This window comes from Sphingobacterium puteale, assembly GCF_050986225.1.
GTDB lineage: Bacteria > Bacteroidota > Bacteroidia > Sphingobacteriales > Sphingobacteriaceae > Sphingobacterium > Sphingobacterium puteale.
Map to the genome: position 1 here is coordinate 4,543,595 of NZ_CP158959.1, position 15,181 is coordinate 4,558,775.

Here is a 15,181-nt window from a genome sequence, read left to right on the forward strand (position 1 = left end):
TTATGAGCTATATCGGGATTATACGGTACTCCTTGCCCCTGACAGTTTGAAATTCAATTTCAAAGGTTTCTTTGGTTGACAAGGAAGATAACTTTTCGCGATCAAGGATATGGTATTCTAATGAACCTGGCTTGTATAGCAATTCATTTTCTACTCGGGAGCCGCTGTCGTCGTGCAGTCCAATGACTTTCACAGGAATAGCGGTGCGCAACTTGCATATACCACCTATATTGGAAACGATGCGTGCCCGTTGCAATTTATTATCCTTCCAATCCATGTCCACCGTAAAGTTTCCTCGCGCTTTAATTCCCCTGATATGTCCTGCCGGCCACTCATCTGGCAAAGCTGGCAATAGATGAACTGCACCATCATGACTTTGCAAAAGCATTTCAGTCATTCCGGCGGTTGCGCCAAAATTGCCGTCGATCTGAAAAGGAGGATGTGCATCGAATAAGTTCGGATAAGCACCACCACCGCTCATCTGCGCGCGATCCAGTTTGGGATCAATAAAGTTAAGCGCGTCCTTAAGAATTTTATAAGCGTGGTTTCCATCCTGTAATCTTGCCCACCAATTTGTTTTCCATGCCATCGACCAACCTGTACTTACATCACCGCGCAAAAGCAACGATTTTTTTGCCGCAGCGGCCAATTCACTATTTGCTGTAACGCTAATCTGATTACCGGGAAAGAGTCCAAAAAGATGTGAAATATGCCTATGCTGATCTTTGGGATCATCCCAATCTTTAAACCATTCTTGCAATTGACCATACTGCCCGACCCGATAAGGATATAGCTTTGCTCTTGCCTGTTCCAATGTCGACTTAAATTCAGGATCAACCTGTAGCACATCGCACGAACGAATTACCGCGGTAAATAACTCGCGGATAATGGCCATATCCATTGTGGAAGCCAAGGTCAATTGATATTCCTTCCCTGCTATTTTAATTGTATTTTCAGGTGATGTAGAAGGGTTTGTGATCAGGTATTTATTTTCAGGATCAGCAATTAACCAGTGTAACATAAACTGGGCAGCCCCTTTCATCAGTGGATAGGCTTTATTTTGAAGAAAAGATTTATCTCCAGTAAAGCGATAATGTTCCCACAGGTGCGTACTGAACCAAGCCGCAGCCATTGGCCATGCAGACCATCTCGGCATGCCTTTAGGATCCCAGTCATACCCTCCCGGAGGAGAGGTCTTAGCCCACAAGTCCGAATTATGGTGAACTACCCAGCCTTCCTTTATGTTGTAATTTACAGCTGCAGTTTTTGCTCCATTGACGGCCAGTTCCTCCATAAAATCAAATAGCGGCTGATGGCATTCGGACAAGTTGGTATTTTCCGCCAGCCAATAATTCATTTCGGTATTGATATTCGTGGTGTAATTACTTCCCCAAGGCGGCTGTACCTGATCATTCCAGATCCCCTGTAAATTAGCAGGCCTTCCACCTTGTCTCGAACTTGCGATCAGCAGGTAACGGCCAAAATGATAATACAAAGTCAGTAAATCCAGATCCGTAGGACCTTTTGAAAATTGCATAATCCGCTGATCCGTCGGTAAATTTGCCTGTGTTGAAATTCCAGCCAGTTCAAAATCTACCCTGTTAAACAGCGACCTATAATCTTTCTGATGATCAGCAAGCAGTGTTGTAAAGTTTTTTACCGCCACCTGTTTCATTAAACGGTTAACTGTCGCCTTTACATCTTTTCCTGCCTGGCTCGGCGATTTGTCGAAACCATTAAAGCTGGTCGCTTCTGTCAATAATAATAGCACCTCGTCGGCTCCCGTAATACGAAGCTTATCTTTTTCCTGTTGTACTTTCCCTCCTTTTGCCTCTACTTTGACACGCATTTCGAAAGTCATCCCCTTTCCCTCAAGGCTATCGTAAACCACCTGTTTAGGTTCGTAATCCCGGTTGGCCACAAAACTGGGGGCTTTGCCCACAAGGCTTAATACATCGTCGCCGAGTGCTGAAACGGTACTTTTCAGTTTACTGGTCATGGACAGATCCAAAGTGATCGATTTCGCTTTATTTGCTATTAAGCGAATGACCAAAGCTTTGTCGGGATAGCTGACAAAGCTTTCTCTTTGATATTGAACACCTTTATACGTATAACTTACCGTACTTACGGCCCCTTCTAAATTCAAATCTCTCCGGTAAGCTTTTACCGCTTTCTCGTCATGGTGAAAATCTAACCATAGATCGCCCATAGGTAAATAACGTGCCGAATAAGGGCCTTGCATTTTCTTCCAGAGCACAGCAGCCTCTTCATATTTACCCGCCAAAATAGCTTCACGTACCAATGGCAAAATTTGAGGTCCATTGGGGTTATTTCCAGCCTCAGGTTCGCCAGACCATAGGGTATTATCGTTAATCTGAAAACGATCCCTGCTCACCCCGCCAAAGACCATGGCTCCTGTCGTACCGTTACCCAGAGGTAGTGCCTCCTCCCAATATGCAGCGGGTTTATCGTACCACAGTTCGCGCTTCTTTTGCTTATGCTGTGCATGGCTATAAGTCGCAGTTATCACTATCCCGAGCAAAAGAAAAAAGCGCAAATTAGCGTTCAATTTTATCATCTCATTATTTTTCAATTGTCAACAAAGTACTTTTTGATTCGTCCATCCGTCCGGACACAACTGCTTTTCCTGTCGATAAGCGAAGCCGTACCAAAGCTCTTCCATTATATGCCTGTACTTTTCGCGCCCCTATGGACGTTCCCTGATCAATGATCAGCTCACCATCTCCTGTAGCATCAAAATAAATCCAGTTTTTGGCATCCAGACAAAGAATACCATCTTTATCCAATACCTTGGCCTGCACCGTTATGACATCATCTTCCCGTTTAATTTCTTCAACCTGTAATTTTGTGGGTTTTCCCCAGGCTTGAGTCTGATACACTTGTTCTATTTCATCTGTCAGTAGTTCCTTGCCATTTTTGCTAACCGCTTTTATCTGATTTTTTCCCTCACGTAACTTCACCATCCAACGCAAGCCGGCAGCAGGGAAATCTTGGCTATTTCTTTTCTTTATCCCCTGACTTTCGCCATTGACAAATAGTTCGACTTCTTTCGCGTTAGAATATACTTTAATCATCTTCGCTTCATCAGTCTGTCCCCAACGAACAGGCCAGGTATGTCCATAGATATGCAACATAGGTTTTGAAGTCCAGTACGATTGAAATACATAATAGGACTCTTTTTTTGTAAAATCACGTTCGACGACACCTTTCTGATTGACGTAGGGAACAGGATTATCAGGCCGAACAGGTGTAGAAAAGTCCTTAAAAGGCCAATATGCGGTACCGGTAAGCCATGGCATAGTTTCCTGTTCTTTGAGGTGCCAATCAATCAAATTACAGATATAACTTTCACTCCAGTCGCCGTCCTTAGAAACTCTGGCGGCGCCACCGACGAGCGATGCATCTCCCGCCCGTTCATCGGTCGTACCATCACCTTCTATTTTGGCTAATGCCCGATCCGGATCTTCGGCATGTCGACGAGCGTGACTATCTCCGCCCCATTCTACGTGGAGAAAATGTTTGACCTTTTTCATTTCTTCTGTTGAGGCCGTTTTATAATCAGTATACACGCCACGATACCAACCAGCCCAGATTGAGGGTGAATACACATCAACAATATCTTTACAAAAGTCACAACGTCGTATGGCTGTTTTTCGACTGGGATCCAATTGGTGGGAAAGTTCATGCAGTTCGCGCATAAATGTCCTGATTTTCTCTTTGTCGAATTCAGGGAAATCGCCAGGCCAATCATTTTCATTACCTAGACCCCAGATAATGATAGAAGGGTGATTATAGTGCTGCTCAATCATATTTGTCAACATCCGTTTTCCCTGTTGCTGATAGATTTCACCGCCCAAGCCACCACGGCACCAAGGGATTTCCTCCCAGACCAAAATTCCGAGGCTGTCACAGGCTTCGAGCACCCTGCGGCTTTGCTGATAATGCCCCAACCGAATGAAATTGACGCCCATCTCTTTCATCATCGTCATTTCTTGTAAAATCTGTGCATCTGTCATCGCCGCTCCTACAGCAGCATGATCTTCATGACGATGCGTGCCCTGAAGCAAAAGTCTTTTCCCATTTAATAAAAAGGGACCATTATTTTTAAATTCCACATGCCGGAAACCAAAAAGACTCTCTTCTTTAAATGTCTGTCCATTGCTTTTGACGATAGTTACCAAACGATACAAAGCGGGATGATCCGGGCTCCACAATTCAGGTTTTTTAACCGTTAATTTTCCAAAGTCAAGTGATCCTCCCACTGAACGAGCAAGCGGTGTTTGAGTCAATAGCAATTTACCGGAAGGGTCATAAAGCTGTGTTTCGACATCAAAACTTGAGCTGTTGGATTGTGTTAATAGGCGACCACGGATTTGCAATACGCCCTGTTTTCCATCAACATCGACTGTGGGGCTAACAAAGACTTTTTCTAAGGCCGTCTGTGGTACATATTTCAAATTCAGGTGGCGATAGATACCTCCATAAAGATTAAAATCGGAAAGATCCGAGGGAATCATTTCGAGGTCACGTGAGTTATCTACCCGAATTGAAACAGGTATCTTTCCTTTAAACCGTGTTTTATAGGCATCTGTTTTTTTAAACTGTTCGACAGCCTCAGTAATATCTACTGTCCATTCATCATAGCCGCCGACATGTTCCCCAACCTTTTGCGTATGGATATAAACCGTAGACTTTTGTCCCGCACCTTCAAAATGAAGCAATGTACGACCATTCGGATAGGGGTTTTCTATGGTTAAGGTCTTTCTATACCAACCTGGGCCTTGATAATAATTGACAGCTGGATCAACGGCATCTAAGGCATTGTAACAATGAGGCAAACTAACTGTTTGCCATAGGGGAACGGATTCCGGGTTACCTGCTCCGACCGGCCTTACAGCTTCCCAAATCCCTCCGAGATCACTCTTCAGAAAGTCCCATTCTTGATCAATGCGTCTTGATACCTGTGCTTGGAGCTGTAACGTGCCAAACCCCAAGAGCAGTGTAAGTATTTTATAAAGTTTATTTTCTTTTATCATTAATGTGCTTCTCTTTTCTTAATCTTTAGATTTGGATTATTCATCCAAGGCTCCGGTTTTCATTTTTTTTGCGGTATTGGTCTTATCTCTTTCAAGCTTTCCGGCCAACTCAATTTTGATCACAGTTGCCACGGGATCAATCGCCTGTTTGGGAATTTCAATTTTGATCGTTTCAGGCTGTGATTTCACCTTAAGCATCTTACCATTCGCTAGAAAACTGGTTTTTAAAACTTTATTTTTTATTGGAAGAACGACCGTGCCATCTTGAGGCCAGTCAAATATGGTCAGATAAAGCAGGGTCTTGTTTCCCTGTTCCTTCATTGTACATCTTCCCCACTCAAATGGCTGCAGAGGACTGCTTTTGGTTGCGTAAATTGCTTCACTGTTTATTTTCATCCATTTGCCTATGGTCGCCAACCTATCTATGCTTTCCTGCGGGAAGGTGCCATTGGGTTTTGGGCCGACATTGAGCAAATAATTCCCTCCTTTTGATGCGATATCAACCAAATTACGGATCAATGTTTCTGCCGACTTCCATTTATGATCAGACGTACGAAATCCCCAGGTTCCGTTCATGGTCATACAAGTTTCCCAATGCTTTCCTTCCAATTCGCTCCAATCTGGAATTTTCTGTTCTGGCGTCTTTGTATCACCCGGAAAATTTGGTCTTTTCAAGCGATCATTGGTAATAATATTGGGTTGCAGATGCAGTTGTTCCTGTAACATGCTCGCAGCTTCGTCAGTCATATTTGTTGGCGTATCCCACCATAAGACAGAAATATCACCATAGTTACTCAAAAGCTCTTTCACCTGCGGCACAGATACGTTTTTGATATAGTCATCAAAACTCACGGTTTCTTGCTTTGGATCCCAATGGCCTTTATGCGCTAAGGTATAGGCATCTATTTTGGCTGAGTCCGGATTGGGCCAGCCTTCGCGCATGAGTTTTCGCGCTGCCGAGCCTCCGGGATTATTCCAGTCTTGCGCCTGTGAATAATAGAAGCCCAATTTGATTCCATACTTCTTACAGGCGGCGGCTAAAGGCTTCAACAGATCCTTACCATAAGGAGTCGCATCAACCATATTCCATTTGCTGGTTTTGGTTTCGAACAACGCAAAACCGTCGTGATGTTTGGCTGTAATAATGAGGTATTTCATACCGGCATCTTTCGCCATCCGCACCCATTCGTCGGGATTATATTGTATAGGATTAAAATGGCCTGCCATTGCCTGATATTCGTCAACAGGGATTTTTGACCGATTCATAATCCATTCCGCTCCACCCCGAGCTTGTTCATGACCACGATAGACACCGCCAAATTGTGCGTATACACCCCAATGGATAAACATACCAAACCGGGCTTCTTCCCACCATTTCATCCGTAGGCTATCCGGTAATTTATTTTCTTGCGCCATTGATGCGCCACTTGACATTCCGGAGACCAAAAGCACCAGGAATAGTATTTTATACATGTTGAGTTTAGTTTTCATGCCTATAATGGTTACATTTTAAAAGCCTTTTTTTATTAAACAATTTGACTCCTTCAATACGAAATTGATATGATCCTTTTTATTGACCGCTATTTCGGTTTTCTCTCTACCAACGAAAAAGAAAAACAACAAATCAGTATCCTTGGCAATAATCTGATAATTGCCGGAAGCATCTGTGACAGTCCCATTCTGTGCGCCTTTAATCCGTGCTGCCCCACCCGCCAGTGAGGTTATTCCTGATATTTTCAACTGTGACCGTCCAAACACTTGTACCGCGACCAAACTCATCAGCGAAAACAAAAGCCTCCTTTTTCCCTACCGCTTTAGCTATCGATGTTATCATAATTGTCTTGGTTTATCTGGTTAGCTAACTCAATAAATGAAACCAAAGATCAAGAATAGCTCTCGCCCAAGAGGGGTATTTTTCGTTCAAATAGGTGGAAAAAATGTCTTTTTTCTTGATTTGTGGTGGAATTAAATGGATTTTGAATAAAATTAAATTTTCAATCACTGTTTCTTTGCTGACAATGGTATAAAAATGCGCTGTCTATACTCAAAAAGAAAATATCAACCTATTTATAAGTTGATATTTCCTCTCATTTAGCGTCACATTAGCCTGGTACTGCTGTTCTAATACCCTGGATTTTGAGGCAGTAAATTTGTATTACGTGCGATTTCATCCTGAGGAATAGGCATCAGTGCATGAAAATCTTTTACTTTTGATTGGCTTTCATAGGCTCCCTGCCTAGTAAATGCATCCACTACTTGTCCCCAACGTTTGATATCATACCATCTTTTCCATTCAAAAGCCAACTCAACACGACGTTCCTCCTGCACTGCTTTTCGAAAATCTGTCTGTGACATACCCGTTGCCAGGTCGGCAGGATAATGCTGTACGCCCTGTGGCGTATACCTTGCTCTAGCCCGAACAGCATTTATATAGCTATATGCCTTTTCTGTCGGTCCGCCTTTACTTTCATTTAATGCCTCAGCTGCCATTAATAGAACTTCAGCATAGCGAAAGATCACGTGTTTGATATCAGAGTCCGAACCATCCGCTCCAGCATTAGAGCCCGGGTGCAAACACCATTTTGCGGTATGTATACGTGGCCATTTCCATTTCTGATAAGGTGTCATCACTCCCTTTACCGGTGTTTCGGTCAGAAAACTAATTTTCTTTCTGTAATCTTGGTCAGAAAAGCTATCATATACACCGGTTGATGGTACAAGAACGCTCCATCCCAACATATCAGCATCTCGTACACCGGTCATCGGCGCCGTATAATCTTGGTTGGATGCATTTTCTCCGGTAATTCCCCCCAGAAAATCAACTACCCAGACATGCTCAGTCTGAAAACCGAGATCGGCATCCCATAGGCTATTATAATCTTTGACCAGAGCATACTGGTATTTGTTTGCATCATTGATCACAGCCTCAGCCATCTTAGCGGCATCATCCCATTTTTTCAAGACCATATAGACCGAAGCCAACAACGTCTGAGCGGCACCTTTGGATGGTCTTGCTTTGTTGTTATTGGCATAGGTATCTGGCAAATTCGCTATCGCATATTCACAATCTGCGATGATATTGTCATACACCTTTGCTGTTGGAGTTTTGCTGATAGCAATTACCTTGCTTGGATCACTGACAAATTCACCAATATAAGGGATATCCCCAAATAGTTGAACCAAGTGATAGTAATATAGCGCCCGAAGTAACCTCGCTTCGGCAATGAGGGCGGATTTTTTAGCCTCATTCATTGTGACGGCTGGAATACCATCTATTGCGGCATTTGCAGCGCCAATGCCCAGATAAGCGGTTTTCCATACCGCGAGTAGATCCTGATTGCTCGCGTCGTGTGTAAAACTGTTCAACTGAATCCGACTAGATTGCGTACCAATATCCGCAATATCAATGTCATCACCCAGCAATTGCAGTACCATGGTCAATCGCCGTCCATAAAAATCTGCATTGGCTAGCAATCCGTAAATCCCCATCACGGAAGCTTCTGCATCCGCTTCCGTCTTAAAATATTGTTTAGGATCCAAAATACTTACCGGTTCCTCGTTGAGTTTGGTACAGGAAAACAAGCTGGTGAAACACAGCGTTGTAAGTAGGATACGATATATAGTTATCTTTTTCATTAGCATGAATTATTAACAGGTGTCTATTTCGAGCATTTAGCTGAAAATTGCCACACCCGGATTATTTATTTTTATTTAACTACCATTAATGTTACTTAGACGGTTCTTAGTCATGTCAAAACCTTAGATTTAAGCCAAGGGTATATGATTTAATGTTGGGGTAACCCATGTAATCCAATCCGACATTCCGGTTGGAGTCCTGATAGCTTACCTCAGGATCAAAACCCGTGTAATTGGTCCATGTCCATATATTTTGTGCACTGACATATATTCTTAAATATTTAAGATGAATTTTCTCGAGTGACTTTTCTGAAAAATTATAGCCAAGAGCAAGATTCTTTAAGCGGAGGTAAGAGCCATCTTCTACCCAGCGCGAGGAAACTTCGGGATTGTTGGTTGAGCTTGCCCTTGGTACGTCAGTATTGGTATTTTCTGGTGTCCAGCGTCGCAGTGCATCCTTTGTAGCATTTCCTTTTCCGGCCATCCAATCCAGTTCCATTCGTGTGATATTCAACATATCATTGCCATAACTTCCTTGCATAAAAATATTCAGATCAAAATTCTTATACTTAAAATCATTGTTAAAACCGAAGGTGAAATCAGGATTTGGATTGCCTATAATCGTACGGTCGTCAGCATTGACAACACCATTTGCACCGGCGGTCAATTGGTTATTTTTATCGCGCCCAAATAAATCCTTATAGCGAATATCTCCAGGCTTCTTATTTGGTTGTGCGCTAAAATCATCGCCCTGCTGATAAATTCCATCTGTCACCCATCCAAAAAATGCTCCGAGTACTTCACCTTCACGTAGCAGCTGTGAATCGGTTGAAAGCATGTGGCCCGGGATCGTATTATATCGAATCTCGCCGCCTGGAAGCTGCAAAATTTTGTTGCGATTGAAACTGATGTTAAAATCTGTTTTCCATCCAAAGGCACCGTTGAGATTGGTTGTCTGCAAACCAAATTCCCAACCTTTGTTTTGTACACTTCCCACATTCTGAAGTGCCGTAGTAAAACCTGAATAGAGGGGCAGTGGCACCTGATACAAGAGATTGATCGTTTTTTTGTAATAATAGTCTACTGATAGGTTGATTCGGCTCTTTAGCATACCGATATCCAATCCGGCGTCTGTCTGTTTGGTCGTTTCCCAAGTCAGATTCGGGTTGGCAACATTGGTCGGCCGCACTGCATTAACTGGACTTCCGCCCATTGTTGTCAAGGTAGGTGAAAATCTAGCCAAGGATTGGTACGAACCAATTTCAGAGTTTCCGGTTTCGCCATAACTTGTTCGCAATTTTAAATTGCTCAGCCAATCGATCGATTTCATAAATGGTTCCTGACTCAGGTTCCAGGCAAGCGCCCCAGAAGGAAAGAAAGCCCATTTATTGTTGTCACCAAACTTCGAGGAACCATCATACCTACCTGTAGCAGTAATAAAGTAACGATTTTTGTAATTGTAGTTTAAACGTCCATAAAATGAAGACATTACCCAATCTTCAAGATTCGAAGATGCATTTTGATAATTGGAACCAGCACCTAGATTCCAATAACTAAAGCTGTCTGAAATGAAATTTCGATTATTGGCCTGCCAGGTTTCATTTCTAGAACTCTGATAGGAATAACCAGCCATCGCATTCAGATTATGGTCTTCGCGAATGGTTTGCGTATAGGTCAGAAAGTTTTCATTAATCAAATTGGTGTTTTTATGTGCCGCGATCGATCCAACTCCACCGAAATTTCTGCCTTCGACAAGTTCTTTTGAGACATAATTACCTGTACGTTGATTGCTGACCTGTACACCAAAGGTGCTGCGAAAGATCAGATTTTTGAGAATCCCCAACTCCACAAATCCATTCCCCTGAAACAGATCTGTAATCACTTCGTTTTTCCTTTCCATGGCAGCAGCCACCGGATTATCATGCGGGTCACCGAACTGCTTCAAGGTGTATTTTCCTTCGTCATCGTAAACTCCCTGTGTAGGTTCAAAACGCAGGGCTGCGGAGATCACCCCCGCACCTGTCGTTCCGCTACTTCCTTCCTGTGTTCTTACACCGTTTAATTTATTGCGGTTAAACAGCAGTCTTGTTCCGATTTTGATGCGATCAGAAACCTTCATCTCTAAATTTGAAGTCCCTGAAAGTCTTCTAAAATCCGAGTTTATCACAGTTCCCTTTTGTCCAAAATGACTGACGGAAGTATAATATCTGATATTGTCACTGCCTCCCGACACGGAGACCTGATTATTCAACTGGTTTCCATTTCTAAAAATCAGGTCCTGCCAGTCGGTTCCTTCACCCAGGGCCCCTGGATCTTTAAATGGTAGATTATTATTCCCAGCATTCTTATAGGTATCGTTAATATAGGAGGCAAATTCCGACGCATTTAATAGCGAAAGGCGCTTCCCTACTTTCTGTGAAGCAAAGGAATTATTTAATTCAATAATAGGTTTACCCGAACGTCCTTTTTTCGTTGTTATCATGATCACCCCATTGGCACCTCGGGAGCCATAGATAGCTGTTGCAGAAGCGTCTTTTAACACCTCGATAGATTCGACATCTTCGGGAGCGGGTGCCGAACTACCGGGAAAACCATCAACCACATACAATGGATCACTACTCGCATTGATGGAACTACCGCCCCTAATCCGTACGCGAGGAGCTTTGCCGGGTTCTCCATTCGTGCTGGTCACTGAGACCCCAGGGGCTCTTCCCTGTAAAGCTTGTGCAGTACCTGCCAAGGGGAATGCATTAATTTGATTCGCATTAATGGAAGACACGGAACCTGTTAAATCACTTTTTCGCTGTGTTCCATAGCCCACGACGACAACCTCATCCATCAGTGACTCATTCGGCTGTAAGGTGAGCTGTACTGTCTTTTGATTTGCGGCGAGTTTAATTTCTTGTCCGGCGTAGCCGATGGAAGAAAAAGTTAAAGTTGCATGCGCAGGTACCTTAATTATAAATTCCCCTTTATCGTTGGTCTGGGTACTTCGATCGGGGATTCCTTTTACACTTATGGATACCCCCTGCAAAGGAGAATTATCCTTGTTGACAACCTTACCTCTGATTTCTGATTCTTCCTGATTAATTTGAAGATGGGTACTTCTGTCTTGGCTTTTAGTTATTCCCAATGATAGTCCCGGTGACAAAAATATTGCCATGGAAGCATAGGGAATAAGCGCACAGGGCCCTCTTCCGAAAAGCTTTGATTTCATAATTTTACTGTTTAGTGTTTTTTGGGTTTACATTTTGATTGATGGATTCACTCCTTGAGCAATTCGTTTGAATCCAAATCTAATTTTTAAAGATTTGTTCAAGTCATAGTTGTCTTTTGTTTGGTTATTTGTTTCCAAGGTAATTAAAAAACAAGTAGACTTCACTGAATTATACTATTAAAAATGCGAAAACGATTTCGACTATTTTATCAAAAAAACAGCTTAGAATGTCTATAATAACATTCATCTGCGGCCCGGATTCTCCCATTTGCAATAAAATCTATATATTGCTTTTCAAATCAATTTAAAGTGAGGGATTCAATGATATCAAAAAAATATAGCGTTAACTATATCTTTTGGTTTTGTGCTTTTTTTATTCTTAATATGAATACTGGTTATGGCCAGACAATCATACCCACAGGCACGCCGTTTGTAAAGCAATACAAAAAAAGTCAATACAAGGCAGGCAACCAGAATTGGTCTTTGGCTATTGATCAAGAAGGACGGATCTTTAGCGCCAATACGGAAGGATTACTACGATTTGACGGACAATACTGGCGGATGTACCCACTTCCTAACCATTCAATGGTCCGAAGTGTTGCTGTTGATAAAGCCGGAAGAGTATTTACAGGCGGGCGGGGTGAATTTGGTTACTGGACGTCAGGACCCTTTGGTGAGATGACTTATCATAGCCTATCCAAATTGGTCGCGGATAAGACTTATTTTCCAAATGAAGAAATCTGGAAAATTATTGTGGAGGATAATCGTGTATTCTTCCATACCTTTTCCAAGTCCTATATCTGGGAGAATAATAAAATCAGACCACTGACGGCTAAAGGCGAGCCGTTCTTATTTCCCCATCAGCTCAACGGTCAACTTTTCTTTGAACAGTTACCTAGTGGTCTACATGAATTCAAAGCTGGGAAACTGGTACCTGTACAAGGTAAGGAGACCCTCCGGGACAAAAATGTTTTAGCGATATTACCCTATGATAAGGATAACTCAATAATAGCAACCGCGCGACATGGACTTTATCTGATGTCGTCCAACGGGATAATTAAACAATGGTCAATTTCGGCCAATACCATCCTCAGTCAATCTCAGATAAATAACGGCATTTATCTATACGATGGGCAATATGCTTTTGGCACCATTCAAAATGGTGTGATTATTATCAACAAAGCTGGAGAAGTTGTCCAACATATCAATAAAAATAATGGTTTACAGAACAATACGGTACTTAGTATTGTAAAGGATAAACAACAAAATATCTGGGTAGGGCTAGATAATGGAATTGACCGTATTGAAATCAACTCTTCTTTATCTTTCTACACCGACTTTGTAGGCAAAATAGGTACGGTGTATACTTCAATTATTTACCGGGGGAAAATTTACCTAGGGACAAATAAGGGCTTATTCGTCAGTGAATGGAAGGGTCTAAACAACTATAATTCATTAGATTTCACACAAGTCCCCAATTCAAATGGTCAAGTCTGGACATTGGCTATTTTTGGCGATGACCTCATTTGTGGTCATAACGAAGGAACATTTAAATTGGTCAGCGGTAAACTGGAAAAGATCTCCCAAATTACAGGGGGGTGGATATTCAAACCTATTTTTGGAACGAAGAATATTCTCCAGGGGAATTATACTGGATTATCAAAATTTGTTTTTGATGGCACACAGATTCTATTTGTCCAGCAATTTTCTTCGATCAAGGAACCTGTTCGATTTTTAGCACAAAAAGACAACCATTCATTTTGGATCGGGGATTGGGGACAGGTACAGTTAATTGATTTTGATCCGAGCTTCCAAAAAGCACACATTCAGTTTACATCAATGCAAGACAGCCTTGCTGCTAAACGAAGATTTACTGGAATTTATACCCTGGAAAATAATCTCGTTTTCGCTACGGACAGTGGATTCATGCAATTTGACAACATTGTGAAGCGCTTTACTTATTCCGATGAATTAAACAATGCCTTAGGGAGTTATAAAAATTCAAATAAGATTATCCCTATCAATACCAACAGCTATTGGTTTATTCAGAAAACAAAAATCGCCAAGGTCGATTTTGATAGCAAAGGAAAACTGAAGATAGATTCCAATCTGCTCAGCCCTTTGCAAGATCGCATGATGAATAATTATGAAAATATCCTTCCTATTGAAAATCACTACTATCTGATTGGGTTGGATGATGGTTTTGCTATCTATCGGAATTCAGGTCAAGATCGTAAATATATATTGCCTCCTCCTCAGATCGCTCAATTGACCAATCTTACAACCGGAGAAACGATTATACCGAATGGAGACCTTAGGCTGGCATCATCCGAGAATAACCTCAGGGTGAGTTTCTCAAGCCCCTATTACTCCTCTTCACCATTACAATATCAGTATTACTTAGAAGGTTATTCGGATAAATGGTCGGATTGGAGTGAAACAGCTTATCAAGATTTTACAAACTTGCCGTATGGGGATTTCGAAATTAAGATACGGGCCAGAACCAACACCGGCTTGACTTCGGAGGTACGGACAATATCTTTTACAATTCAATATCCCTGGTACCTATCATGGTGGGCAAAAATCTGCTATATTTTGATGGTTACAGGATTGATTTATCTTATTTATAATTTCAATCTTCAACGAGAAAGAAAAAGACAGTTTCAAGCGAAGCGAAAATGGTTAGAAGAAAAGAAAATTGCTCTGGAAAGGGATGCCGAACAACAGGAGAAAGAATGGATTAAATTAAAGAACCAACAATTGGAAGCTCAGCTCAGCCTAAAGAACAAGGAACTGGCCAATGCAGCGCTCAATATCGTCTATAAAAATGAAATGTTAAACAATCTACATGATGAACTCAAACAGCTCAAAGATGCAGAAGGAAACAGACTCAGTTCCGACGAATTGAAAAAAATAAATAAGCTAATCGAAGACGCCCATAACGACGATCGTGATTGGCATATTTTTGAAAAAAGTTTTAATGAATCACATGAGAATTTCTTTAAAAAATTAAAGCAGGAGTTTCCGGATCTTGTTCCTAATGATTTAAAACTATGTGCTTATTTACGGCTCAATATGTCCAGTAAAGAGATTGCTTCTCTGCTCAACATCAGTACGCGAGGTGTCGAGATCAGACGCTACCGATTGCGCAAAAAATTAGGCCTACCAACTGACAAAAACTTGTCCGAATTTCTGTTGGAACGTTAAAATTTCGCTACAAAGACTACATCATTACCACACAAGCGCTTTAGTGTAAAAACAACACTAAAGC

General features: G+C 41.9%; 7 protein-coding genes. 1 reads left to right on the forward strand and 6 read right to left on the reverse strand.

Going from position 1 to position 15,181, the window contains the following annotated elements; all coding sequences use genetic code 11:
• Window positions 1–7 precede the first annotated feature (7 nt).
• The 6 genes from ABTV71_RS19405 to ABTV71_RS19430 all read right to left on the reverse strand — a co-directional run bounded on the left by ABTV71_RS19405 (window position 8) and on the right by ABTV71_RS19430 (window position 11,910).
• A complete protein-coding gene (locus ABTV71_RS19405; protein ID WP_433900745.1) occupies window positions 8–2,578 on the reverse strand; it encodes a glycoside hydrolase family 95 protein in 2,571 nt (856 codons plus the stop codon).
• 4 nt (window positions 2,579–2,582) lie between these two features.
• The gene (locus tag ABTV71_RS19410; RefSeq protein ID WP_433900746.1) at window positions 2,583–5,057 is read right to left on the reverse strand and encodes a glycoside hydrolase family 2 TIM barrel-domain containing protein; all 2,475 of its coding nucleotides are present in this window, start codon (window positions 5,055–5,057) and stop codon (window positions 2,583–2,585) included.
• 36 nt (window positions 5,058–5,093) lie between these two features.
• Complete coding sequence (locus tag ABTV71_RS19415) at window positions 5,094–6,548, reverse strand: alpha-L-fucosidase (protein ID WP_433900747.1); 1,455 nt, start codon at window positions 6,546–6,548, stop codon at window positions 5,094–5,096.
• An 18-nt stretch (window positions 6,549–6,566) separates the two neighbouring features.
• A complete protein-coding gene (locus ABTV71_RS19420) occupies window positions 6,567–6,836 on the reverse strand; it encodes a carboxypeptidase-like regulatory domain-containing protein (protein WP_433900748.1) in 270 nt (89 codons plus the stop codon).
• Window positions 6,837–7,178: 342 nt separating this feature from the next.
• Window positions 7,179–8,693 carry a RagB/SusD family nutrient uptake outer membrane protein gene (locus ABTV71_RS19425; RefSeq protein ID WP_433900749.1) on the reverse strand — a complete coding sequence of 505 codons (1,515 nt, stop codon included), beginning with the start codon at window positions 8,691–8,693 and terminating at the stop codon, window positions 7,179–7,181.
• Window positions 8,694–8,808: 115 nt separating this feature from the next.
• Complete coding sequence (locus ABTV71_RS19430) at window positions 8,809–11,910, reverse strand: SusC/RagA family TonB-linked outer membrane protein (RefSeq protein WP_433900750.1); 3,102 nt, start codon at window positions 11,908–11,910, stop codon at window positions 8,809–8,811.
• Window positions 11,911–12,294: 384 nt separating this feature from the next.
• Between ABTV71_RS19430 and ABTV71_RS19435 the strand changes: the two genes are divergently transcribed.
• Window positions 12,295–15,117 carry a triple tyrosine motif-containing protein gene (locus ABTV71_RS19435; RefSeq protein WP_433900751.1) on the forward strand — a complete coding sequence of 941 codons (2,823 nt, stop codon included), beginning with the start codon at window positions 12,295–12,297 and terminating at the stop codon, window positions 15,115–15,117.
• The last annotated feature ends 64 nt before the right edge of the window (window positions 15,118–15,181 follow it).

Coding starts and splice junctions, on each gene's coding strand:
- ABTV71_RS19405 (WP_433900745.1), bottom strand. CDS start 2,578: ATGATAAAATTGAACGCTAATTTGCGCTTTTTTCTTTTGCTCGGGATA.
- ABTV71_RS19410 (WP_433900746.1), bottom strand. CDS start 5,057: ATGATAAAAGAAAATAAACTTTATAAAATACTTACACTGCTCTTGGGG.
- ABTV71_RS19415 (WP_433900747.1), bottom strand. CDS start 6,548: ATGAAAACTAAACTCAACATGTATAAAATACTATTCCTGGTGCTTTTG.
- ABTV71_RS19420 (WP_433900748.1), bottom strand. CDS start 6,836: ATGAGTTTGGTCGCGGTACAAGTGTTTGGACGGTCACAGTTGAAAATA.
- ABTV71_RS19425 (WP_433900749.1), bottom strand. CDS start 8,693: ATGAAAAAGATAACTATATATCGTATCCTACTTACAACGCTGTGTTTC.
- ABTV71_RS19430 (WP_433900750.1), bottom strand. CDS start 11,910: ATGAAATCAAAGCTTTTCGGAAGAGGGCCCTGTGCGCTTATTCCCTAT.
- ABTV71_RS19435 (WP_433900751.1), top strand. CDS start 12,295: ATGAATACTGGTTATGGCCAGACAATCATACCCACAGGCACGCCGTTT.